A 23,978-nucleotide genomic window follows, 5' to 3' on the forward strand; every position below is an offset into this window, starting at 1 on the left:
ATCGTCCAGTAGGGCTTCGAACCAGCTTTGTTTGGTTTGCTTTCTGGCAGGTGGGGTCTGGTGGTTTCTATTGCAGAGATTCCCGGCCTTTTGCTTAAGGCACTTCATCAGTTAGAAATGCTTTGGGCGGTGCCTGACACGGCGAGGCTGCAGACGAGCAGGAAGGAAAAAGGATACGAGTAATCATCGTGGGCTGAGGTTTCGGGTATGCCGTTACCGAAGCGTTGGAGATGATGGAAATTCGGGGTAGGGACGGGCTATCCGTAGAAATTCCACACAACGCCGGAATTTTTTTTTAAATTCGTAGCTGACATCTTCTTTATAGACACTGACTTCAAAGGCTATTCAAGGATTAGGTCACCGATCGGGGAAGCGAGGATTTACGGCTGGTTAAAGCCGGAAAGCATTCTTTTTCAATCAGGACACTTTTACTGTGAAAGCTTTTTTCTCGGCGAATTGTGCCGACATCCCTGGTGGTTCGTATTGGTAGTCGCTGATTTCTGAGGCGAACCCCTGTAGTACGGAATTTCAAACTATGCAATCAGCCACGGATCTGGAGCTGGTCGCCGCTTTTTGCAAACAGGACGAAAAGCAGGCACTCGGCATCCTTTATCAACGGTACGGGCACCTGGTGGTGGGTCTTTGCCTGGACTACCTCAAGGACCGCGAAGCGGCCCGCGATGCCACTATGGACATTTTTGAAAAGGTGACCCTTAAGGTTTGCAACCAGCCCATTGACACCTTCCGGGCTTGGCTCTTTTACACCAGCAGGAACTACTGTATCGACGTGTTGCGCAAAAAAATGCGCGAGCGGGAGCACCGGACAAAAATTTCTTCTCTGGAAGGTGTGGAATATGAATCCGACGAGCGTCCTCTTAGCGAAGCCCGGTTGGATCATCTGCCCGCAGCCTTGAATAACCTACCGGAGCAGCAGGCGCGATGCGTCAGGTTGTTTTACCTGCGGGGACATTCTTATGCTGCGGTTTGTGAGAAAACCGGCTACGACCTTAAACAAGTGAAAAGTTACCTGCAGAATGGACGTCGTAATCTCCGAATCCAACTTCAAAAATTAGCGCATGAGCAATCCGAATAAGCAAGACCGTGAAGGATGGCTGCGGGGCGACGAGCCCGATGCGCAAGCTGACGAATTTGCCCGCCACGCAGCGCAAGGGCGCAAAGAGTTGGGCTCAGAAGCCGAAGCAAGTGACCTGCTGAATGAACTGGATGGCTTACTGGCCGAACGGTTTGGAGGGACAGAAGTGGGCAAACAAGCCACCTCGCCCACATCATCACAAGGAGGCGGGGGCGCAGGTGCAGCGGAAGAGGCAAAGAGCAAGCCCCCGGCGAGCGTTCGTCGCCTCAGGAGATTGTACGCAGCGGCAGCTGCCATTCTCCTCCTGGTTGCGGCCGGTAGTTGGTGGTTGACGCAAACGGTAACTTATGACGCAAACGAAGTTTTTGCCGAGACTTTTACCCCCTACGCTAATGAGCTGAGCGGTCGTACAATGGGAGACGAAACCACCACCATCGGTGGCCAGCTGGGCGAAGCCTTACTCGCTTATGATCGCCGGGACTACCCGGCGGCGGTCTCCGCCTTCGAGGCGCACTTCCTTGCTCCTCCAACTTCTATTGCACCCGCGACCGCGCCCCAAATCCAACTCTACTACGGCATCAGCCTGCTGGGGGCCGGGCAACCCAAAACAGCCCTTCCCGTATTAGATGCCCTGCGGACAAATGCGACTTACGGCGACCCCGCCGAGTGGTATCATGCGCTGGCCCTTCTCCGCGACGGACAAACGGCCGCCGCCCGATCTTCCCTTCAGAATATTGTTAAAGACACGAATTCAGCTTTTAGAGCCAAGGCTACTGCCTTGCTCCCCTCCTTTCCCTCTGAACGCTAAAAACATCCCTGACTATGCGCTTTTCCCTCATCTTCTTATTCGCCTGCTTCTCCTGCCTGAGCCTGCTGGCCCAGTCTGACGGTCCTGATCCCATTGAGGATCAATACGTAGAAATCTATAACGCCTACAAGCAAAAGCTGACCCAACTCGGCTACCCCGTTGGTCGTGCAGGCAATGCGGCCTATGTACCCGGTCAGTATTCCATCCAGTACGAAGGGGCTAATGCAGCAAGCGACTTTGCTTCAGATCTGGCTAAGCTTAAGCGAGATTTCGGCAGCAAGAACGTTAAAGTAATTGGCGAGTGTGGTTGCTCTGGCCAGTTCAAGATATATAACCTGGAATTCACCAATATTGGCGGTGAAGAGCGAGGGAAAAAAGGAAAGCAACAAGTGGCTCAGTCTATCGGGCAGGAAGAAGTCGAACCGAATTTCTACGTAGTACCCGAGTTGGAGCAACTTAAGAAGAATGCTCCCTATAATACCCTGCCACCTAACTTTGCGGTTATCCCAAGTGGTAAACCAGCTAAACCCGTTACCATTGCCCTGCTTGATACCGGTATCGATCCCTACTTCCAGCATCCACAGGTAACCAAGGGTATGGCCCCGCTTTACCTGTGGGAGAACCCTTTTCCCAATAATCCGAAAGACGAATTTTGCTTTGATGACGACCTGATTGGCTGGGACTTTATCAACGATGATAACGCTCCGCTCGACGATCACTCTCACGGCACCCACGTAGCCAGCCGGATTGCACAACAACTACAGAATAATGCCCCCGACGTAAATTACCGTTTCATGGCCCTCAAGATGCTGGACCAGAACGGCGTAGGGACTACCTTCCACGCCTCCTGTGCGGTTGCTTATGCCGGTTACCACAAGGCGGATGTCATCAATGCCAGTTGGGGTTTCTATGGCGAACCGGACGCCATCTTACGTAAAGCTTTTCGCTATGCTCAGAACCAGGGAGTTGCTACGATGAATTCTGCAGGTAATTACCGTCGGAATTTGAGTGTCACCCGTCATTACCCGAGTGAATTTGCCCTGGAGGCTAATCCGATTCGCAGCATTTTCTTTACCTCCGCTACCAGAACCGGTACCCAACTTTGGCCGCTGACAAACTTCCGGGCCGAGCCCTTGGCGCCAGCCAGTCATTTCATGGCTGCTCCAGGAGGTAACTTACTCGGGTTTATCCCTCACTACTTCGGTGTACCCGGTAATGTGGCCAGAAAAAGTGGCACTTCGATCGCCACACCCTTTGCTTCCGCTTTAGCTGCTCATTATAAGCACCTGCACCCTAATGCAGGCCCGGTTGCGTTGCGAAACACCTTGGTTGGTACCATCGAATCACAGGGCCTGGGCGGTACGATAAATTATCTTGGGCAGCAGGTACCTTATAAAGTCTTTAACTGGGTTATCCTGCCTTAGGGGAGCAACTTGTTCCTAAAGGGATAGTCGTATCGCCTCTGGCAGGCCAATATCGGTACACTATCTGCGGCGTCTTTCTGTAAGCTTTCCTATCTTCCCCATACCGGAGAACCGGGAAACTACTGCTTATGAAGGCCTACTTTCACATCCTCTGCTGCCTGATTGTATGGATTGGCCCGGCAACTGCCGGGCTATCCGCACAATCCGGATGGCTGGCGCATCCGGAGCTTCGGGCAGCTTATGATTCCCTGGTTCAGCTGGCAGAAACCTATCCCGATGATTCGATTGCCCGAAAATCATGGTTGCTGCACCAATCGGGCCTCCGGGCCTCCGGTTCCAGAGAATTCACAGATGCCATTGGGGTTACCCAACGGGCACTTGACTTGCGGATGAGTCAGGAAGACAACTTCGAAATCGAGGTGGTGCTTTCTGCCTTTAATCTGGGGACCTATTATAATATGCGGGAAGAGTATCAGGAAGCCCTGGATCACTTTGGCATGGTACTCAACCGGGCCCCTCACCGTAAGGAAGGGGTAGCCCACTACCAGTGTGGTATCGTTTACGGTAAGATGGGAGAATTGGTTGCTTCGGGGCAGGCATTTTCCAGGGCGGCTGAGTTGCCTCCCTTCAAGGAGGAAGGGATCAACCGGGCCTACCTCTGGCAACAAATGGCCCTGGTTGAATTGTCGAAGTTGAGCGTAGCGGGCGGACTCGCGGCCATTCCTAAATTTCAGCGGGCGTTAGAATATTTTGTCCGGGAGGAATACTGGTATTCCGAGATGGAAACCAGGAGCTTGTTGGGTTGGGCTTATACGGAGGCAGGACAATACGAAAACGCGATCAAAGAGCTGACGAGTGCCAGAGAACTGGCCCTGGAATTGGAGATCGATGATACCGACCTGTCTACCATTTACAGCAACCTGGGCCTGGCCTATCGGCGTTCGGGCCGGCCAAAGGAAGCGCTGGCGCAATACGAAAAAGCCCTGGAGGTAGAGGCAACTTATGATGACCCGGGAGTCCCAAATATTTCGATAGCCACCTATTTCGATAATATTGCAACGGTATACCTCGAAGCCGGTCAACCAGATTCCGCCTTACTGTATACCCAGCGTGCACTGGCCAGAACCGTGTCAGGGTTCACGCCTGCTGATAGCGATGAACTGCCGCTCCTTAATGACATGACGGGATCCAGACAAAGTCTGGTAACTTTCCTCCAGGACAAAGCCCTTGCCCAAGTCGCAATGGCCCGTAATGGTGCTACCGAAAACCTTGAGTCCTCCCTGGCCACCTACCGGCTGGCCGATGAACTGCTGGACCTCATGCGGCAAGATCAACTCCTGGAAGACACCCGGACCTTTTGGCGGGCGGATGCCCGTACGCTTTATGAGCGCGCCATCGATGCGGCGGTAGCGGCGGGAGATCCGGTGTCAGCTTTTTATTTTCTGGAGAAAGCCCGTGCCCGTCTATTGCTGGATGAACTTAGCGCCGATCGCGCTGGTGAAAATCTGCCGGAGTTCGTCAGGGATCGACTTGATGCCGCTGCGCGGCAAACCCGCCTGTCTTCGAATGACCCCGTGGAGCTACAGCAATTTCGCAGATTACAAGACAGCATCTTTACGGCGTTCCCCCGGTATGCGGAAGCCCGACTGGGGGCAGCACCGCCCGACCCGGCCCGATTGGCGGAGATCCTGGGGGCTGACCGTACACTGGTGGAGTACTTCGTTACCGAAAAGCTTACTCTGGCCCTCCGCTGGTCCCAAAAACAGGGACTTGAATTTTTGGAGCTGCCACCTCCGGATCGTTGGCGGGACCGTTTGCAGGCTTACCGCCAATCCCTTGTGGATCCTAACGAAGAAGTGTCGGCAACCGAAGCTCTTTATCTCTACTCCCAGTTAGTTGCTCCCCTAAAACTGGAGCCCGGTGATGCACTTACGATTGTGCCAGATGGAGACCTTTACTTATTACCTTTTGGTGCCTTACTGACCGACGCCCCCGCTACGGACGAGGCCGGTTACCAGCACTGGCCCTGGTTGGCGGCAACTCATGACGTCCATTACGCCTTCTCGGTTCAGTTGCTTGATTTTGCCCGTAACCGCCGCGGCCGGGGGAATGGCCGGGCCCTGGCCCTCGCGCCGGTGGCACGGTTGCGGCAAGATGGCCCCCTGGACCCGAAACTGGAGTTACCGGCCACCTTACGCACCGTCCGGCACATCGCCAGCCTTTTTCCTGCCGATACCCTGATCAACGATCAGGCCAGTCCCGGGGCATTCCGACGGAAGGCTGATGCCTACAGCCTGATACACCTTGGTACCCATGCTTACCTCGATCAAGGGGGGAGTTTTCTTCTGCACGGTCAACCCGGAGAGCAGCATTATGCGATGAATAACCTGGCCGATCATAATCTCCAGGCCGATCTTGTGGTGATGGGGGCCTGCGAAACCGGACTGGGCAAACAACTGGTCGGGGAGGGCGTGGCCAGTCTGGGGCGGGGCTTTGCCCGGCGCGGAGCGCCGGCGCTGGTGATGAGCCTGTGGTCGATCGATGATGCTACAACGGCAGAACTACTTAACGCTACCTACGATGGATTGGCTGCGGCCTCCGGACCAGCGGCGGCGCTCTATACCGCCGGGAATAGTTACCGGACCAACGTTACCAATCCTCGATTTGGCCACCCGTATTACTGGGCAGGGCTGGTATACTATGGGCCGGAGATGCCGCTGGAAATGGGGGCTACCGGGAGTTATTTACGCTTATGGTTATTGGCTGGCTTTGGGTTGGTTATTGGCTGTTGGTGGGTGACGAGGGGGGTGTTGAAGGCACTTTAGTGATCGTTGCTCCATCCTGCTATGTTTTACAAGCTTTGTTCCCCGGCACTTGTGCCGGTTTATAAGAGAGGACCGGCACAAGTGCCGGGGAACGAGGCTCTCCAAAAGCACTCAACGCAAACGACGAATCACCCGCCAGTAATTAGCGTGCTCCAGCCGCAATACCCTTTCTGCAATCTTTTCGGGCGTATCCTCCGGGTCCAACCGGACAGCAGCCTGGAAAACGGTGTTCCCTTCATCGTATTTTTCGTTGACGTAATGAATGGTAATTCCACTCTCCGTTTCTCCGTTGGCCTTTACGGCCCGGTGAACGTTGGCACCGTACATCCCTTTCCCGCCGTAGTCGGGCAAGAGGGCCGGGTGAATGTTGAGTATCCGGTTGGGAAACGCCCGGACCAAATAAGCGGGGACAAGCCACAGGAAACCGGCCAGCGCGATGAGGTCGACGTTGAAATGCTTCAGATCGTCCAGTAACGCCTCGGAGTTGTTGAAGCCATCGCGTTTGAGGACAAGGGTGGGAACGTTACGTTCGGCGGCCATCAGCAGCGCGCCGGCATTTGCTTTATTGCTGACCAGTAAGACGACCTCTACGCCATCTTCCGGATGTGCCTGGAAGCGATCGATGATGGTGCGTGCGTTGGAACCGGTTCCGGAAACGAAGAGGGCGAGTTTCATAGTCAGAGCGTCAGATAGTCAGGGAGGCAGCGCGTCAGGGGCCGGGATTGTTTTTCGGAACCTAAGCGTGGTACGAAGGTAAGTTGTTCCTTGCTATCGGTTTTTGGCGCGGGCGCGGGTGCAAGGATGTGGTTTTGTTCAGCCATTAGTTTGTACCTTTTATAATTTTTCGCAGGACCTAAGTTTTAAAGAAAAAGCCTATTCCAATACTCGGGATAATCGGCCAACTTAGGTCGAAATTAAAGCACCAAGTACATGATGGTAATGGTTTTTTTATTATTGACTTGCTGCTCATCTCATGAAGAATTCCAAATTCGATCTGAAAGCCGGTTTTATCCGAAATATTTATTTCTCTACCGATCCGTGTATTGAAGTGTAAGTATTTGTTTATTTTATATTCATCTTCGTCTCGAAGATAATTCAACCCAATCTTTCCATACCAAGGGCGTCTGGTGGACAATTTGGAAGGTCTTCCAAAGTGGTAATAAACGTCACTTGAAATAGATATAGAACTTTCATCAATTGCAGGAAATGAACCAATACTAGACCCTATTTGAAACTGGTTAATTTGATACCGTACACCAACATTTAATAACTCTGGTATGCCAACTCCAGTCGTGATATTAAAATCCTTCTGTGCAGAGGCTTGATGTAAAGTGCCGAATAAAAAGATAATTACTATGAAAATATAAAATGGTGATTTCACTACGTCTTTCATATCTTTTATATTTAGGTGGTTTTGAAATGAATATGTTGGAATGATTCACAACGATTCGTCCAGCCGAAAGCCACCCAACTGGGGCCTTCAGAGAGCCCGGAAGTGCTAGAGGGTACCTTGTTTTTATTGCACTAAAAACTTACGAACGCTACGTGCTGTGCCATCATCTAATTGAATGAAATAGCTCCCTTTTTTCAACGAAGCAATGTTCACTGAAAAGATCTGTTGACCAACAGCGGAACGTAGCTGCTGCTTCAACAGGCGTCCATATAAATCAAATACCTTTATGGTTACAGATCCACTTCCACCAGAATGGTACCTGATGTTCAAGTTGTCCGCTTTTATAGGATTGGGATAAAGAGTGAATTCAAAGCTATTTGCGCTAACCAAATTGTCCCTTGAAGACGTCAAGCCATCGTTGGTGTACAGTTTCGCAATTTTCACACCGAAGCCTTTCTCTCCTGTTATCAAAACGTCGTTATCCCCGTCCCCGTCAATATCCGAAAAGGCCACCGAACTAGCGACCAGGCCATCGAATGGGGTGCCCGCCAATTCCGTAAAATTACCACCTACGTTAGTATATAACTTTGTAATTCGCTCAGAAGAGACGCTCAGCCCGGTTATCAAAACGTCGTTATCGCCGTCCCCGTCCACATCTGAAAAGGCCACCGAACTTAAGAATACACCTTCAAGAGGGGTGTCTGCTACTTCCGTGAAGCCACCCTCGATGTTGGTGTACAGCTTAGTAATAGGGGCGAATGAACCTTTATTACCCGTGACCAGCAGGTCTTGATCACCGTCTCCGTCCACGTCCGAAAAAGCCACTGATCCATACGCCACGCCATCGAATGGAGTACCCGTAACTTCGGTGAAGCGCCCCTCAGCATTAGTGTATAGTTTCGCAACTGGCTCGTCTGAACTATTCTTGCCCGTGATCAACACATCCTGGTCCCCATCGCCGTCTACGTCCGCAAAAGCCACTGAGCCTGACTCCACACCCTCAAAGGGAGTACTTGCCACTTCCGTAAAGCTGCCTCTATCGTTGGCGTAGAGTTTGGTGATGGGTTCGGAGGAAATGTTCCGTCCCGTAATCAGCACATCGCTGTCTCCATCACCGTCAACGTCCGAAAAGGCCACTGAGCTATACCCAACGCCCTCAAAGGGGGTACCTACCGCTTCGGTAAAGCGCCCCTCAGTATTGATGTATAATTTCGCAATAATATCGAATGCTTCTTTATACCCCGTAATCAGCACGTCGTTGTCACCGTCATCGTCAACATCGGAAAAAGCCACCGAACTCCACATAACACCGTCAAAGGGCGTATCCACAACTTCTGTAAAATTGCCGTCTACATTAGTGTACAGCTTCGCAATTCGCTCGTCTGAACCATTCACACCTGTGATTAGCACATCCTTGTCCCCATCGTCGTCTACATCCGCAAAAGTCACCGAACCTGACGTCACACCATCAAAAGGGGTGCCCGCAGCTGCCATAAAGCTCCCCTCAGTATTAGTATACAGTTTCGCAATTCGCTCGTCTAAACCATTCCAACCTGTGATCAATACGTCTTCGTCCCCGTCGCTGTCAACATCTGAGAAGGCTACTGAACTAAGCCATACTCCCTCGAAAGGGGTATCCATAACTTTCGTAAAACTGCCCTCAGCGTTGGTGTACAGCTTCGCAATTCGCTCACCTGAGACATTGTTCAGTCCTGTGATCAGCACATCCTGATCACCATCGTTGTCTACGTCTGCAAAAGCAATAGAACTCCATATCACTCCGTCAAAGGGGGTGCCCGCAACTTCTGTGAAACTGCCCCCTAAGTTGGTGTACAGCTTCGTAATTCGCTCGTCTGAGCCGTTCGCACCCGCGATTAGCAGGTCTTGGTCACCATCGTTGTCTATGTCCGCAAAAGCAACAGCACCTGCTCTCACTCCCATAAAAGGAGTACCCTCAACTTCCGTGAAGCTCCCCCCAGCGTTGGTGTACAGTTTCGCAATTCGCTCTATTGAACTATTCAGACCAGTGATTAGTAGGTCCTGGTCGCCATCGTCGTCTACATCCGCAAAAGCAACAGCACTTATGTTCACCCCTTCGAAGGGGGTGCTAACTGCTTCCGTAAAGGTCCCTCCATCATTAGTATATAGTTTCGCAATTCGCTCTATTGAGCCATTCATTCCCGTGATCAGCACATCACTATCCCCATCGTCGTCTACGTCAGCAAAAGCAATAGAACCACCTGCCACGCCTTCAAAAGGGGTGCCGGCAACTTCCGTAAAACTTCCACTATCATTAGTATATAGTTTAGTAATAGGTTCGTCTAAACCGTTCCTACCCGTGATCAGCACATCGCTATCCCCGTCGTCGTCTACATCAGCAAAAGCAATAGAACCATCCGCCACGCCTTCAAAAGGGGTGCCGGCCACTTCGGTGAAACGGCCCTTCGTGTTAATGTACAGTTTTGAAATAGGCTCAGAAGCGTTTTTTCCCCCTGTGATCAGTACGTCCTGATCACCATCACCGTCTATGTCCGAAAATGCCACTGAACTAAATGCAACACCATCGAAGGGAAAGGCCCTTGGCACTTCAGTAAACATTTGGGCCGAAAGTAATTGCCCAAAAAAGAAGAGTGTAAAAAATAGTATGTTTTTCATCTTGTTTGATTTTTGGTATGCTAATCGAGTTGGTTCTTTATTTGGTGGCTGCCTACCTACCGGATGGAGGGGATGGCACGCACTTGAGGGCATGGGTTTTATAATGAAATGAATTAGTCAATAAGTAGTACCGGAGACCATTAAGGTCATTCCCTTTTTTGTTCTAAGCAATGACTTTTAGCACTGATGAAAATGATACTTATCAAAAAGGATAAGTTTATGAACATTAGGTTCGGCGTGAAGTGCTTTGTCTTCTATGCCCATTATGGGCAAGTGCTTTTAATTGGATACTCAACGAATCGACAGCCTTAAAATAGAGCAAGCCGCTTTTTCCGCAAACCTATCCTTTTCGGTGCCCAGCATAACATCAAAAAGATTCTTTTTCACAGGTGTCCCAATTACCAGTAAGTCAAAAGCAGCTGAAGCTTCAGCGATCAATTTTACCGGGTCATTACCTCGCAGAATGAGTACATCAGAGGGTGATTCAGTCGCAGCAACTAAGGTTTCCGAATTTCGGCGCAACTGCTCTACTTCTGCCTCCGGGGCATTGTTATTGGCCACGCGGACCAGAACTAATTCTGCATTGTAGAATCGAGCAATCCGGTCGCAGGCAAGAATAAAAGAAGGGTTGTCTTTTCCCGGGGCGAGCGCTACCAATATTTTGCGGATGTACCGGATGCCGTTGTCTTTAAATAAAGCAAAATCACAATCAATATGCGTGACTAACCAACCGATAGGGTTCCTGATGAACAGCCCTTCTCCGGATTTACCATCCCAGCCGGCCACCAACCATTTACAATGGGTTTGCTCAGAGATGGTTTGTATTGTCTCCACCAAATCATGGGTTACCGCCGATTCGAAATTAACGTCAACTTCCTTATCCGTAGACATGGCTTTGATCCTACGATTTAAGGAGGTAATTCCTGGGCTGTCCACGAGTAAAGCATCCAAATCAGTGATGTCTGGAACTTCATTCAGGTGGACTACCTGTACCTTTCGACCGTGTGCCAATGCCGCGCCCATTTCTACCAGCATTTCCGGAGAGCGTTCATTACCAAATAACGGTATTACTGTTCCGGCCTGGTTCGTCAGGGTGGCTCCCAGATGAGAGGAAAGCTTTTTACTCGCCAACTCTTCGACAATATCAGGAGTAGCATCAACTGAGCCCTTATTGAACTTTCGAGCAAGCAAATAGGCGGCAGGTCGATGTCCATAAGTTTTCAGTACCCCGGAACGTGGTGTATGATGACGACCATAGAGCGCATAGACCAGGGTGCCCAATACAGTAATAACTAACGCAGCTATAATGGCTAAACCACCCAGCACAATCAATAAGATCACTCCTGAGAGGATGCCAAAAATCTGTATCCAGGGGTAGAGCGGAGACTTGTAAGAAGGCTGGTACCACTGGACTGCCGTTTCTCGTAGAATAATGACACATCCATTTACGGCAATGAACATCATTACTTTAAAGGCTGAGGCTAGTTTTGCTATTTTTTCAACGTCAAAAAAGAGAATGACAAAAGCCATTAAGGCACAAGTAATCACGATGGTGACAATCGGTGTTAAATATTTTGGGTGCAGCTTTTTTAAGAAGGGAGGTAATAAGCTATCTCTACTCATCGCAAATGGAAAACGAGAGGCAGCAAGTACGCCAGAATTAGCCATGGAGATTAAAGTGACGACGCCAAGTACCGCAGCACAAGTGCCTGCATATTTTCCGCCTAACATTTCCGCCAAAGTATAAATCGGTTTAATGTTTGTTACCAATTGGTCCAATGGAATATTTCCCGCCAGGGTAAACGTAACGGAAACATAGATGGTAGTAACCAAAACCAAAGCTGTCATCATAGCGATGGGTAAGTTCCGATCAGGATTTTTGATTTCCCCCGCAATGGCGGCGACTTTAGTAACCCCGGCATAAGAAACAAACACAAAAGCAGTAGCGGTTGCCAGTCCGATTTTACCATTGGTAAACATGGGTTTCAAATTCATTGGGTCTATGGCTGGAAGCCCGAAAATCAATAAGACGCCTAATCCAATCAGACTCAATCCAACTACAATCATTTGTACATTCCCTACTTTTTTTACCCCCATAATATTCAGGAAAAGAATTAAAACCAAGAAGGTAAGTGCTATCGGGCGAAGGGGTACTACGGCCAAAACGGCCAAGTAAGCACCAAAGCCAACAAGTGCAAAAGAACTTTTTAATAATAGAGATAACCAAAGTCCAATACCAGCAATAGTCCCTAATAATGGCCCGAATGCTCTTTCGATAAACACGTATGTTCCCCCCGAAGTAGGCATGGCGGTCGCGAGCTCTGATTTAGAAAAAGCTGCTGGCAAGACACACACTCCTGCTAAAAGATAGGCAAGCCAGACTGAAGAACCGGTTTTCGCAGCAGCCAGGCCGGGTAAAACAAATATGCCGCTACCGAGCATACCGCCAATCCCTATTGCTATGACAGACCATAGGCTTAAACTTCTTTCGAGTTTCTTCATAAGAAGCCATAATAGGAAAAGATTATGATAAAACTCACCATGGGCCATAAGCCCCTGAAAACAAGTTGGTAAAGGTGCCTGCTAAGCAACGGTCTTGCAGCAAACTAAACCTGTAGCCGATTCATTGGCCTTTACCGCCCGGTGTAAGTTGGAACCGTACATCCCTTTTCCGCCGTAGTCGGGCCAGAATGCCGAATGAAGGTTGATTATCTGGTTGGAAAAACGCTCAGACCAAATAAGCGGTGACAAGCCACAGGAAACCGGCCAGCGCGATGAAGTCGAAGTTGAAGTGCTTCAGGTCGTCCAGTAGCTCCCCGGAGTGGTTGAAGCCACCACGTTTAAGGACAAGGGTGGGTACATTAAGTTCGGTAGCCATTAGCAGCGCGCCGGCATTTGCTTTGTTGCTGACCAGCAAGACTACCTCTACACCATCTTGTGGATATACCTGGAAGCGATCGATGACGGTGCGGACGTTGGAGCCGGAGGCGAAGAGGCTAGACGCATAAGTGTAAGAATTCAGTCAGTCAAAGAGTCGGATAGTCGGAGGCGGATCTATGTGCTTCCGAGGGAGATGCTGAGGGAGGTTGTTTGTTGATGTTAACTTATTGGCTTGGTCCATTACTCACCGCTTGGAATACCAATTGAGTTGCCTGGCGTTCTATTTAATTAGTAATAAGGCTCGTTTTCTATTTCAGCATTCCTTGGGTCTAGAAGCACATTTAAAATTGGCCACTTAATGTATTCTATATTCGATTTAATGAATGGTTCTTTAGCTTCGTCATACAAGGGTATCACTAAGATGTCTAATCCGCTTAAATTGTACTTGTTGTGTCTTAGTGTTTTCAGGACCTGATTGATTTGATCATTAAGTATGGCGATTTTGTTTGAAAATATTGATATTTTATTACTGTCTACCTCGTCTCTTAGTTCCACACTGATGAAGTAGTTTTTTTGTTTTTGGTAAGGCTTAGGAGAGAGTATTATTTTAAACGTTAGCCGCTTTTCGCGTAAATCGTTAATAGTTATTTTTATACACTTTGTTAGGTTAATTGTTTCTTCAAAATTTCGAGGTGTTGGAATTTGAAAATGAGTTTCCGTAAGAATGTAAGGGGCCTTATTTTGGTCAAATGAAATTTCCTGTACATTGAAAAATGTTGATGAAAGTTCCGGTTTTATAATCGTTTTTTGAAAATGATTGGTTTTTTCAAGTCGATTTAATAGGCCAATCAGTGTGTATTTGAAAGCTGCTGGCTTTGAGTCTACTGAGTGGTATGAATGATTTGTTATCCGAAAATTTATTCCACCCAAGTCTACCCCTCTTTTCTCTTGCTGTTCAATAAATTCAGTTAAACCACTTTTTATACCTTGGTAAAAGATGCCATCGTGATAGGATTGTTTATTCTCACCATTGTCAATTAATGATACAATCCAGATGGAATCTTCATTTGGTGTTATATCGACGCTGTATTTAGCCCACCAGTTCCCTCCTGTTTGTCGAATGTCAATTATTAGCTCTTGATATGGGATGACCAAAGCGGCCCTCCTTTTACGGTTTTGGGGCAACCTGATATTAAATGAAATTTGCTCTGTTTTCATTTGCTGTTAATGTATTTGCAACGATATTTTCATGCACCACCCTATTATTCACTTGCTCCTTTTATCCCTTCTTTTGCACCTGCGGCCGCGCCTACCTGCCTCTTTCTTCCTTATATCTTACTCTCTTTTATCCATCCTAACCCGCACCGACTTACTAATCGGCGTATTACTACCCCGAGCCGTCCGCGTAATCGGCACCAGCGGATTCGCCTCAGGAAAGTAAGTAGCGATATTGCCAGCAGGGATGGGGTAAGGGACCACCTGGAACAACCGCGCGTGGCGCACTTCCCCGTCGTACTCACTGGTCAGGTCCACCTTGTCTCCGGAGGAAAGGCCGGCGGCAGTCATGTCCTTTTCGTTCATCATCACCACCCGCCGCTCGTTGTGGATGCCCCGATAGCGGTCGTGCATGCCGTAGATGGTCGTATTGTACTGATCGTGACTGCGGACGGTCATCATCAGGTACTCGTCGGGCTCCAGCTCATGGACGCTCAAGGGCGTAACGGAGAAGTGCGCCTTACCGTCATCGGTTCCAAACCGGCGATTACGCGGACCATTAGGGAGGTAAAAACCACCCGGTTCCCGGACCCGCTCATTGTACCGCTCAAAGCCAGGCACACAGGCCGCAATGGCGTCGCGGACATTGTCGTAATTACGCACCATTTCTGGCCAGTCGACCGTAGTCCTTTCACCCAACGTCGCCTTGGCCACACCAGCAATGATGGCGCATTCGCTGCGCAATTCCGGGCTGGCGGGGTCCAGAATTCCTTTACTCATCTGCACCACGCCCATCGAGTTTTCGCAGCTCACAAACTGTTCCCCGGTGGCACGAAGGTCTTTTTCGGTCCGGCCAAGGCAGGGTAGAATCAACGCCTTTTTTCCGTGCACCACGTGGCTACGGTTCGGCTTAGTGGATATGTGGACTGTAAGGTTACACTGCCGAAGCCCTTTTGCTGTGTACGAGGTGTCCGGCGTAGCGGATATGAAGTTTCCACCAAGGGCAAAGAATACTTTGGCCCGGCCTTCACTCATCGCTTTGATGCTGTTTACTACGTCAAAGCCGTCCTCTTTTGGCGGTTCGAAATTGAAGTTTGCCCGGAGCGCATCCCGCAGCTCCGGCTTCAGTTTTTCCCATACACCGACGGTCCGGTCGCCCTGTACGTTACTGTGGCCGCGCACCGGGCAAATGCCCGCTCCGGGTTTACCGATGCTGCCTTTGAGCAGCAGTAGGTTAACCATTTCCTTGATCACGTCCACACTGTTTTCGTGTTGCGTCAAGCCCATAGCATAACACAAGACAATCTTTTGAGAACCGTGAATCAGCCCGGCAGCTTCCTCCACCAGCTCACGGTCAACACCACTACCCGCAAGGCATTCTTCCAGATCGGTGGCTTCCAGCATCTTCGTCCAGGTAGCATAGCCCGATGTATGTTGCTCGATGAATTCCTGGTCAAATACGGTGCCTGGTGCCTTTTTTTCTTCTTCCCAGAGGATCTTGCAAATGGCCCGTACCAGGCTCATGTCCTCATTGATTTTTACCTGCAAAAACAAATCCGTCAGGGAGGTGCCCCTTTGCAGAATGTTGAGCGGACTTTGCGGATCGATGAATTTCATCAGCCCCGTTTCCGGCAAGGGGTTGATGCTGATGATGCGCCCACCGTTCTCTTTACAGGTCTTGAAGGCGGAAAGTTGCCGGGGGTGGTTGGTGCCGGGGTTTTGGCCGATGACGATGATCAGGTCGGCTTCATGGAGGTCCTGCAGGGTGGTCGTGCCTTTGCCGATACCGATCGTTTCACTCAAGGCAGTACCGGTGGATTCATGGCACATGTTGGAGCAGTCCGGCAGGTTGTTGGTACCGTATTGCCGCACGAAAAGCTGGTACAGAAAAGCCGCTTCGTTGCTCGCCCGGCCTGAAGTGTAAAAGATGGCTTCATCGGGAGAATCAAGGCCATTGAGCTCTTCTGCCACGATACCGAATGCCTCGTCCCAGCTCACCGCTGTATAGTGGGCAGCACCCGGAGCCAGGTACATCGGGTGCGTGATGCGACCGGACTTGCCGAGCTCGAAATCAGTCATCGCTCCCATATCGCCAATGGAATGTTTGCTAAACCATTCAGGGCTTACCCGCCTGTTGGTGGCTTCTTCCGCAATGGCTTTGGCTCCGTTTTCACAATACTCCGCTACCGGGCTGCGGAAACCGTCGGGGTCCGGCCAGGCACAGCCGGGACAGTCAAAGCCTCCTTTCTGATTCAGTTTCAGCAAGGCCTTCATCCCCTCGCCGAAGTGCATGTATTCCTCCACGTGTTGCAGGGAAATTTTTACGGCTTTAAGGCCGGCGGCGTGCTCGCTGCGTTCGCGAAGTTCAAGGTCGTGGAGGCGTTCGGGGGTGAGTTCATTCATGGTAGGGGAAGCGATTCGTTACGACCACCGTTTGCGGGTTAAAGGCCAGTTATGAAAGTAAAGCAAGTTTGAGGCTTTGGTGTTCATTTTTTGGCGCGAACGCAGGTGCAAAAAGATGTTGATAAGCAAGGTAATAATACCGGTTTCAAATCCGCGATCCAAGACCATCCATTATAGTTTTCGAATCAACCACCCCAGCAAAACCAAAAACAGCAGCGAAACCAGGTGAATGCCCCAGGGCTTGGGATACCGTCCATTTGCCGGCCCCTGCTCCACGGCATTGCCCCAGGCAATAAAGGCATCGGCCATTGGCAACTGGCCAAACAGGTATTTCTTTTCCCCAAAGAGGGTGTGCGCAGCGCCGAAAGCTTCGAGGCTGTTCCGCAGTCCCAGGTAAAGGTCTTCCTGGCCATTTGCCGCCGCCGCCCGTTGGCCCACCACGGAGGCTGCGCCGCCGATGCCCCAGATCACGGGCCCGGAATCGATGTCTCCACTTTCGTCTACCCCCGCCGGGTATTCCCGAATACCGGGTAAGCCGAGCCGGGTAGTAACGAAGTGTTGCTCGTACAACGCAAACTGTTCCTTGGCAAACGTCGGGTCAATCTCCGGCAAAAGACAAAGCATCAGACTTTGCGAACTGCCCCGGGCGCTTTGCGCCGGTTGGTCAGGAAACCATATGTGCGGAATCAATCCGGTCTTTTTATCAAGGTTCACCTGCACTTTCGCTAGCCACTCGGCAACCGTTTTCTTATACCGGTAGGTGGAGAACGTTCGGTCGTAGGCCACCAACGATGCTATAGCCAGGACGTTGTCGGCCGGCCACGTACCCCCGTAGTACGACTCAAGGTAAGGTCCTTCGGTAGTACCAAATGCATTGGCAATGGCGTCGCAGTCGGCCTGTAAACGAGCCTTCGCTGTGGGGGAGCGATCGTCCGAAGCGGTTACTTCTAACTGCTTTGCTCGCAGATAGTTACTCCATCCCCGGTAAAATGCACCGTAAGGTAAGGGCAGTTTTTCCTGGAAGATGCGTCTGCCATTTGGGGAGTCCATCTCTGCAAGCGCCCAATCGATTTCGTGGTGCGCCTCCGTAAGTAGTGGTTGCTCCCGTTCGGATACAGTGGCACTGATCGGCGCGGCGAAATCGGCCCAGGCCAGTCCGTACAGGGCGTTCATGAACAGGTGCCCTTCGGGAAACAGTCGCTGCATGTCGGAGGCGGCCCCGGCGTGCATTTTTCCCTTCAGGTGCTGAAGCTGGTGGTAGACGTCTTCGTTGTAGGTCCCGTTACTTGCGTCCTCAAAATTCGGCGAATAGTAGAAGGAGGCGTTGAAATATAGTAGAAGCCCGGCCAGCGTCAGGAGAAATAATTTGCAGCCGGTTTTTAGGATTTTTGATGGGGACATTTGGGAGATTTTGACCTTTCCGGCTGAAGCCGGAGGCTCACGTGTACCTCCGGCTTCAGCCGAAAAGGTCTTTACAACTTAACAAAACGCTTCACCACCACTCCACCAGCCGTTCGAACCCGCAGAAAGTAACTACCTGAGGCCAATGATTGAACATTTACCGCTCCGCTAACAGCACTAACGGTATGCTTTCGGCCAACAACGTCATAAACGCCCAACTCCCTGATCGGCTGGCCATCGGGTAAGGAAATTTTCAACAAATTTCGGACAGGATTAGGGTAAATATCTAATAGGAAGGCCTGCGCACGCGGATCATCAATACCAACGATCCGGTTCACCTCATCAAGGGCTGCCTTGGCGTCGATTTTACCGTGGCCAAAAGTATTGTTGGGCGTATTGCCGGTGAAATTATCGGAGCGGGCGGTGGTTTGCAGGATCGACAGAATCTCGGCGGGCGTTAGCGACGGGTCCACCTCCAGCATCAGGGCAATGATGCCGGTGGTTAGGGGAGCTGCGGCACTAACAGCATTTTGAATGCCGTAGAGGTCGTTGCCGCCAGCAACACGATTTGTCTGGAACCGGCCGTAAAACGAGCCGGGACTGTAAGGGCCGAATAAGACCTCCCCCGGCGAGGCAAAATCAATGCCTAGCCGGCCATCCTGCGTTGGCCCTTTGCTGCTCCCCGTCCAGATTTCTCCAGGCGCACCCTGGCCACCGCCGTAGGTGTTGCCATCGACGGACATGAAGGTGGGCGCAAAGACATAATCGCTGGGGGAAATCACTCCCGGGCTGGCGCTGTAGTCATTAATGCTGCCGTCATTAGTGCCGAAATCAAGGAATTCGTTGTCAAGGCCAACGTGTGCCGGGTTCATGGTAGCAATGAAGTCGCCGTTATTCACGGTGATACCGCGAAGCCGCAGAGTATAAATGCCTGTTCCCGAGGAAATACGGGTAAATACTTCCCGGCGATCTCCGGTAGACCCATAAAAATCCACGTCAGCTCCATTGTGCCAGATGGTCGCGATTCCGTCGGTTTCTGATGTCCGGGCGGCATTGTTTGGCACCCCCGGGACCAGTTGTTCGCCGCCTGGTAAAATAAGGCGGGCTTCGAAGCGGTCATTGGCGGCATACCACAGGTCAACGTCCATATTGCCCTCCGTCATTTTGCTGATCCGGATATCGACTACGGGGGAAGCTCCGACGCTGTTGATGCTTCCACGAGCAACGTTATTGGCACCACCGTCGTCGCCAACACCACACACAAAAGCATGGTCAGCGGCAAAGTCGGTCAATGCACGGCCGACAGTACTCGTTCCGTCGGTCGGCCCGCCGATGCTGCCGATGTTCATGAGGGTTACGGAAGGCAAGCCTAGTTCAGCGATTTTGTCGCGGGCAAATTGCAGGGCAATCAAAATATAGTCAGGGTTAAAAAAGCCAGCTTCCCCGGGGCTGCCTCCGGCGGGGGGAAAGCCGTCCTGGACTAGTTTGATACTGATGATGGTGGCCTCGGGGGCAACACCGCTAAAATCGCTGTTGCCGTTTGACCCCGCACCATTGCCGGCAATGATGCCAGTGCAGGCGGTTCCGTGGCCATGATTGTCGTTACTGACCGGTACTCCGGCGGTACTTATATCGGCATTTATATCAGCGGCATCAAGCACTTGGCCTACGCCATAAGGGTTTCCGTCATCCCCGTTGATCATGTCAAACACGTAGGCCAGTCGGGTAGTTCCGTCGGGCTTCAGGAAGGCGGGGTGGTGGTAGTCGATCCCCCGGTCGATCATAACAACGAGTACGCCTTCCCCGCTCAGGTTGTAGGCGGGGTAAACTTCGTCGAGACGGGTTTCCGCAGCGGCGCGGGTGCCCTGGGCGCGGACGCAGGTGCACAGAAGGAGCAGCAAGAGCAGTGGGAGTAGTGGGCGGTAGTTTTTCACAGCGAGGTCTTTTAAATGGTTAAGGGAATTATTTCGTGAGACCAGTTATAGGCACTGCTAAGATAGGTAGTTGTTGATTCATTTGAGGAGCCTTTTGGGGCGCTTCTGGAAAGGCAGCTCATCGGCCGGGCAGTCTCGACCAGGAACCTGGCTTCTTACCCATCCTCCTTTGCACCAGCGGCCGCGCCACCTCCTTAGAAAGCCGTGAAGTTCAAAAATGTGACGGACCCAAGACCATGGCGTCTTATCTGTCGACGGACAATAATCACAGACGCCGTATCTTTGCCCCCGCAAAAGCGCTAACGATATGAAAGATCTTTTCGAAAAATTCAACCACAAAGGCCCCTTGGGTCAGTACCAGGACGTAGCCCACGGCTACTTCTCCTTTCCTAAGCTGGAGGGAGAACTTGGTCCCCGCATGCAGTTCCGGGGTAAAGAGTACATCATCTGGAGTATCAACTCCTACCTCGGCCTGACGAACCACCCCGAAGTCCGTAAGGCAGATGCCGATGCAGCTGCCGAGTACGGAATGGCTTACCCGATGGGTGCCCGGATCATGAGTGGCGAAACCGACGCGCACCTCCAACTGGAAAAAGAACTCGCAGAGTTCACCGAGAAGGAAGAATGTGTTCTGCTCAACTTCGGCTACCAGGGCATTATGTCCGTAGTAGACGCCTGCCTGAGCCGCCACGACGTGGTGGTGTATGACCGCGACGACCACGCCTGTATCATGGATGGTATCCGGATGCACACCGGCCCCAAGTACGCCTTCAAGCACAACGACATCGAGCATTTCGAAGTCCGCATCAAGCAGGCCAAGGCCGAGGCTGAGAAGCGGAACTCCGGTATCCTCGTGATCTCCGAAGGCGTATTCGGAATGCGCGGCGAACAGGGCATCCTCAAAGAAATCTGTGCCTTTAAAGAAGAGTACGGTTTCCGCTTGCTGGTGGACGATGCACACGGCTTCGGCACCCTCGGTAAAACCGGGATGGGAGCAGGTGAAGCTCAGGGCGTCCAGGATCAGATCGACGTTTACTTCTCCACCTTCGCTAAAGCGATGTCTGGCTTCGGTGCTTTCGTCTCCGGTGATAAGGACATCATGGAGTATTTCCGCTACAACCTGCGGAGCCAGCTTTTCGCCAAGAGTCTATGTATGCCGATGGTGAAAGGCGCCCTCACCCGCCTGCGCCTGCTCCGTACCATGCCGGAGCTGCGCGAAAAACTGTGGCGCAACGTGAACCACTTACAGAGCGGCCTCAAAGAGGCTGGTTTCGACATCGGTAACACCGGTGCCTGTGTTACCCCGGTTTACATGTTCGGCACCGCTTACGAAGCCGGTGCCCTGATCTACGATATGCGTGAGAACTTCGGCATCTTCTGTTCCATCGTGCTGCCGCCGATGATCCCGAAAGGCCAACTCCTGCTCCGCATGATCCCTACCGCTGAGCACTCAGAAGAAGATATCCAGACCACGATCGATGCCTTTAAGGCCGTTCGCGTCAAACTCGAAGACGGTACCTACGCTGCAATGGCGGAGGAACTGGCTAAGGGGGCGGTTGCGGGAATCCTTGACTAGGGTTTTCTTGGTTTAAGACTTTTGAGAATGGACGTTACCTTTGAGGTGGCGTCCATTTCTTTTGGGTGGGACCAATGTTGTACCAATATTTTTTATTTACGCTGGATCATTTGTGCAGGATTCTTAGCAGTCTTCACCTTCTCGAAGGGAATAGGGATGTTCCTACCCGTAATAATCGCCAAGCAAGAATATCATACTGAAGTACATGTATTGCCTGCTTGCTACTAAATGCCTGATTGTCCACAGAAGTTCTACATTCAAATCTGATAGGTAATCTGCACACTTCTGCAATTTATAGTTGATCTTATGCTGTTGGTACATTGACGTTTAGTAATAGTTAAGAGACCAAAAAATGAATATACCAAGAATAGAAGCACTTAGAATGTTATTCAGAATTCGGCGTCAACTATTTAAGTTGGATGATTACCAAGACTTCTTAATCCAGTTGAAAGTATTTAATGACGAGCTCTTAACGTGGACTCAGCAGCTGAAAACCTTAAGCGAACCTGAAAGGAGTAACGTGATCCATACCTTTGAAAACGACCTTCAGTTACAAAATGATTTCAAGTTGAGGTTAACATCTGAACATACACGCAATTACAAGGAAAGTGACTCTAAGGCTGATCGAGCTAAAAAGCTTATTCTTTATAAAAACAAAAAGAGGTTAGTGATCTATTCAAGAGAACAAATCTCAAATGCGATCAAACTTTTAAAACTAGATAAAAATCAGGTTGACACTTGTGGTTGTAAGTATAAACAAGAATTGTCTATAACTTACAGGACTCCGCCAGCAGACACTGTGCTCAAAGTAGGTACTTATACAGATGGGTATTATAACTATGAGTTATATAAATGCTCAAGGTGTAAAGTATATTGGGTAAATGACCTGTATTCTGATGATGGACCAAGTAAAGGTTTTAGAAGCTTGGGATTAACGCATAAGAATATGTCTCTGGACGAAATTCTTTCCATAATAGTTCCCTCCCAATAAATAAACCGAACTGAATGCTTATGAGAAATCTTGGTTCTTACAAAAGCAATGATGCTTCATTGTTTCGTAGTCAAGTTCTGAAGTAATTCAATTGATGGGGCTAGCTCTTCTGCCGTCCGGTCCTAGAAAGGGGTGGAAATCAGCGCGCCAAAATTGAAAACCCGATGATTTATGGTAATTCCTCCGCTAAAGCTATAATTCCGGAATTCGGTGCCTCTTGGTACCCTCCAAGCGAAGGCGCTGCCCATCCCTTACTGCTCCCCCCAATACCCCTACCTTCACCAAATGCAAAATGACCCAGCCGGTGCCGAAATACAAATAAACAAGCCTACTCCGATAAAATCCAGTACTGCGTTTACCTCCTTCGTCCGAGGGACGGATATACAGGAAATGATTGATCGTTTGCTGCAGGGGGGAAACGTCTTAATCGAGGAGTTTTACAGCAACGGCTTGGAGTTGTTAAGCGAACTACAAACCTACCTCAGGCGGAAGCACCCCGGTCAGGGCTTTCAGGAGCAACGGGCATATCGTTCGGAATACCGGAAGTTGTCGAGCTTGGTACTAATCGAAATTAAGGACCACCAACTGGCCGTCAAGAAAGCGCCGTCAATTGGATGGCTGGAAAAGCTATATCCTGAGTCGAATGATTTTCTACTGACCTTTCCTGAGGTCCAGGGGCTTAACAGTGCCTGGCAGTGGTATCTAAATGGGGTGGTAGTTCCCGTACTTAGGAATAAAATTCACCCGTATTACGGCGTTTACTTTCCCACCCGTTTTGAGCATCTACAGCTATTTGATAATTGGTTGAAGCGTTACGACGGACCAAAGAAATCAGCCATCGACGTTGGCATAGGAAGCGGCATTCTCTCCTTACAACTGATGAAACATGGCTTTCAAAAATCATTTGGTACGGACCTGAACCCCAATGCAATTGTTGGCCTGCAAGAGTCCATGAAAGGGACGAAGCTGGCGATGAAAATAGAGCTTGATTATGGCCACTTGTTTGGTAAGTGGATTAAGCCAACGGAGCTGATCGTCTTTAACCCGCCCTGGTTGCCGGCTTCTCATGATCTGGGCAGGCTTGATGAGGCGATTTACTATAATGAGGGACTCTTTCCTGAGTTTTTTCAGGAAGCCAAGAAGCGTTTGCTACCCGATGGAAGGGTCGTATTGTTGTTCTCCAACCTGGGGCAAATAACTAATGTAGCAAAAGAGAACCCTATTGAAAAAGAGCTTGCGGACGGCGCACGTTTTGAACTAGATAGGTTCTTTAAAAAGTCAGTAAAGCAAGCATCTTCAAAGACGAGAAGAAACCAGCATTGGCGGGATACGGAAGAAGTGGAGTTGTGGGTGTTGAAGCATAAGGACTAAATGGCGAAG

General features: G+C 50.4%; 16 protein-coding genes. 7 read left to right on the top strand and 9 right to left on the bottom strand.

Features of this window, described 5'->3' with window-relative positions:
* The first annotated feature begins 535 nt into the window (after positions 1-535).
* The 4 genes from B036_RS28795 to B036_RS0109740 all read left to right on the top strand — a co-directional run bounded on the left by B036_RS28795 (position 536) and on the right by B036_RS0109740 (position 6,150).
* Entirely contained in the window at positions 536-1,093 is a 558-nt protein-coding gene (locus tag B036_RS28795) for an RNA polymerase sigma factor (protein WP_020568518.1), read from the top strand.
* The gene (locus B036_RS0109730) at positions 1,077-1,901 is read left to right on the top strand and encodes a tetratricopeptide repeat protein (protein WP_020568519.1); all 825 of its coding nucleotides are present in this window, start codon (positions 1,077-1,079) and stop codon (positions 1,899-1,901) included. The genes B036_RS28795 and B036_RS0109730 overlap by 17 nt, the downstream gene beginning before the upstream one ends.
* Before the next feature lie 14 nt (positions 1,902-1,915).
* Entirely contained in the window at positions 1,916-3,325 is a 1,410-nt protein-coding gene (locus B036_RS0109735; RefSeq protein ID WP_020568520.1) for a S8 family serine peptidase, read from the top strand.
* Positions 3,326-3,453: 128 nt separating this feature from the next.
* Entirely contained in the window at positions 3,454-6,150 is a 2,697-nt protein-coding gene (locus tag B036_RS0109740; protein ID WP_020568521.1) for a CHAT domain-containing protein, read from the top strand.
* A gap of 111 nt (positions 6,151-6,261) precedes the next feature.
* Here B036_RS0109740 and purN read toward each other — a convergent pair whose 3' ends face one another.
* The 9 genes from purN to B036_RS0109795 all read right to left on the bottom strand — a co-directional run bounded on the left by purN (position 6,262) and on the right by B036_RS0109795 (position 20,031).
* The gene (gene purN / locus B036_RS0109745) at positions 6,262-6,825 is read right to left on the bottom strand and encodes a phosphoribosylglycinamide formyltransferase (RefSeq protein WP_020568522.1); all 564 of its coding nucleotides are present in this window, start codon (positions 6,823-6,825) and stop codon (positions 6,262-6,264) included.
* Between the two features lie 178 nt (positions 6,826-7,003).
* Complete coding sequence (locus B036_RS28800; protein WP_020568523.1) at positions 7,004-7,543, bottom strand: hypothetical protein; 540 nt, start codon at positions 7,541-7,543, stop codon at positions 7,004-7,006.
* A 123-nt stretch (positions 7,544-7,666) separates the two neighbouring features.
* Positions 7,667-10,198 carry a T9SS type A sorting domain-containing protein gene (locus B036_RS34225; protein ID WP_020568524.1) on the bottom strand — a complete coding sequence of 844 codons (2,532 nt, stop codon included), beginning with the start codon at positions 10,196-10,198 and terminating at the stop codon, positions 7,667-7,669.
* Positions 10,199-10,489: 291 nt separating this feature from the next.
* On the bottom strand, positions 10,490-12,700 hold the full coding sequence (locus B036_RS0109765; protein WP_026231849.1) for an amino acid permease: 2,211 nt from the start codon (positions 12,698-12,700) through the stop codon (positions 10,490-10,492).
* A gap of 226 nt (positions 12,701-12,926) precedes the next feature.
* Positions 12,927-13,220 (bottom strand): formyltransferase family protein, encoded by a 294-nt coding sequence (locus B036_RS33230; RefSeq protein WP_083926170.1) that lies wholly within the window; start codon positions 13,218-13,220, stop codon positions 12,927-12,929.
* 146 nt (positions 13,221-13,366) lie between these two features.
* Positions 13,367-14,296 carry a hypothetical protein gene (locus tag B036_RS0109775; RefSeq protein ID WP_020568527.1) on the bottom strand — a complete coding sequence of 310 codons (930 nt, stop codon included), beginning with the start codon at positions 14,294-14,296 and terminating at the stop codon, positions 13,367-13,369.
* Between the two features lie 117 nt (positions 14,297-14,413).
* Entirely contained in the window at positions 14,414-16,696 is a 2,283-nt protein-coding gene (locus B036_RS0109780; RefSeq protein ID WP_020568528.1) for an FdhF/YdeP family oxidoreductase, read from the bottom strand.
* A gap of 171 nt (positions 16,697-16,867) precedes the next feature.
* The gene (locus tag B036_RS0109790) at positions 16,868-18,097 is read right to left on the bottom strand and encodes a hypothetical protein (RefSeq protein ID WP_020568530.1); all 1,230 of its coding nucleotides are present in this window, start codon (positions 18,095-18,097) and stop codon (positions 16,868-16,870) included.
* 71 nt (positions 18,098-18,168) lie between these two features.
* A complete protein-coding gene (locus tag B036_RS0109795; protein ID WP_020568531.1) occupies positions 18,169-20,031 on the bottom strand; it encodes a S8 family peptidase in 1,863 nt (620 codons plus the stop codon).
* A 307-nt stretch (positions 20,032-20,338) separates the two neighbouring features.
* Between B036_RS0109795 and B036_RS0109800 the strand changes: the two genes are divergently transcribed.
* The 3 genes from B036_RS0109800 (at position 20,339) to B036_RS0109815 (ending at position 23,969) form a co-directional block, all read left to right on the top strand.
* Positions 20,339-21,607, top strand: coding sequence for an aminotransferase class I/II-fold pyridoxal phosphate-dependent enzyme (locus B036_RS0109800; RefSeq protein WP_020568532.1), 1,269 nt, complete (start codon positions 20,339-20,341; stop codon positions 21,605-21,607).
* Between the two features lie 415 nt (positions 21,608-22,022).
* A complete protein-coding gene (locus B036_RS0109810; RefSeq protein ID WP_157472098.1) occupies positions 22,023-22,598 on the top strand; it encodes a hypothetical protein in 576 nt (191 codons plus the stop codon).
* Between the two features lie 285 nt (positions 22,599-22,883).
* Positions 22,884-23,969: a 50S ribosomal protein L11 methyltransferase gene (locus B036_RS0109815; protein ID WP_020568535.1), complete on the top strand. Its 1,086-nt coding sequence runs from the start codon at positions 22,884-22,886 to the stop codon at positions 23,967-23,969.
* Positions 23,970-23,978: the final 9 nt, after the last annotated feature.

The organism is Neolewinella persica DSM 23188 (assembly GCF_000373105.1).
Taxonomy (GTDB): domain Bacteria; phylum Bacteroidota; class Bacteroidia; order Chitinophagales; family Saprospiraceae; genus Neolewinella; species Neolewinella persica.

Coding starts and splice junctions, on each gene's coding strand:
- B036_RS0109765 (WP_026231849.1), bottom strand. CDS start 12,700: ATGAAGAAACTCGAAAGAAGTTTAAGCCTATGGTCTGTCATAGCAATA.
- B036_RS0109815 (WP_020568535.1), top strand. CDS start 22,884: ATGCAAAATGACCCAGCCGGTGCCGAAATACAAATAAACAAGCCTACT.
- B036_RS0109775 (WP_020568527.1), bottom strand. CDS start 14,296: ATGAAAACAGAGCAAATTTCATTTAATATCAGGTTGCCCCAAAACCGT.
- B036_RS0109735 (WP_020568520.1), top strand. CDS start 1,916: ATGCGCTTTTCCCTCATCTTCTTATTCGCCTGCTTCTCCTGCCTGAGC.
- B036_RS0109730 (WP_020568519.1), top strand. CDS start 1,077: ATGAGCAATCCGAATAAGCAAGACCGTGAAGGATGGCTGCGGGGCGAC.
- B036_RS28800 (WP_020568523.1), bottom strand. CDS start 7,543: ATGAAAGACGTAGTGAAATCACCATTTTATATTTTCATAGTAATTATC.
- B036_RS0109740 (WP_020568521.1), top strand. CDS start 3,454: ATGAAGGCCTACTTTCACATCCTCTGCTGCCTGATTGTATGGATTGGC.
- purN (WP_020568522.1), bottom strand. CDS start 6,825: ATGAAACTCGCCCTCTTCGTTTCCGGAACCGGTTCCAACGCACGCACC.
- B036_RS0109800 (WP_020568532.1), top strand. CDS start 20,339: ATGAAAGATCTTTTCGAAAAATTCAACCACAAAGGCCCCTTGGGTCAG.
- B036_RS0109790 (WP_020568530.1), bottom strand. CDS start 18,097: ATGTCCCCATCAAAAATCCTAAAAACCGGCTGCAAATTATTTCTCCTG.
- B036_RS28795 (WP_020568518.1), top strand. CDS start 536: ATGCAATCAGCCACGGATCTGGAGCTGGTCGCCGCTTTTTGCAAACAG.
- B036_RS34225 (WP_020568524.1), bottom strand. CDS start 10,198: ATGAAAAACATACTATTTTTTACACTCTTCTTTTTTGGGCAATTACTT.
- B036_RS0109780 (WP_020568528.1), bottom strand. CDS start 16,696: ATGAATGAACTCACCCCCGAACGCCTCCACGACCTTGAACTTCGCGAA.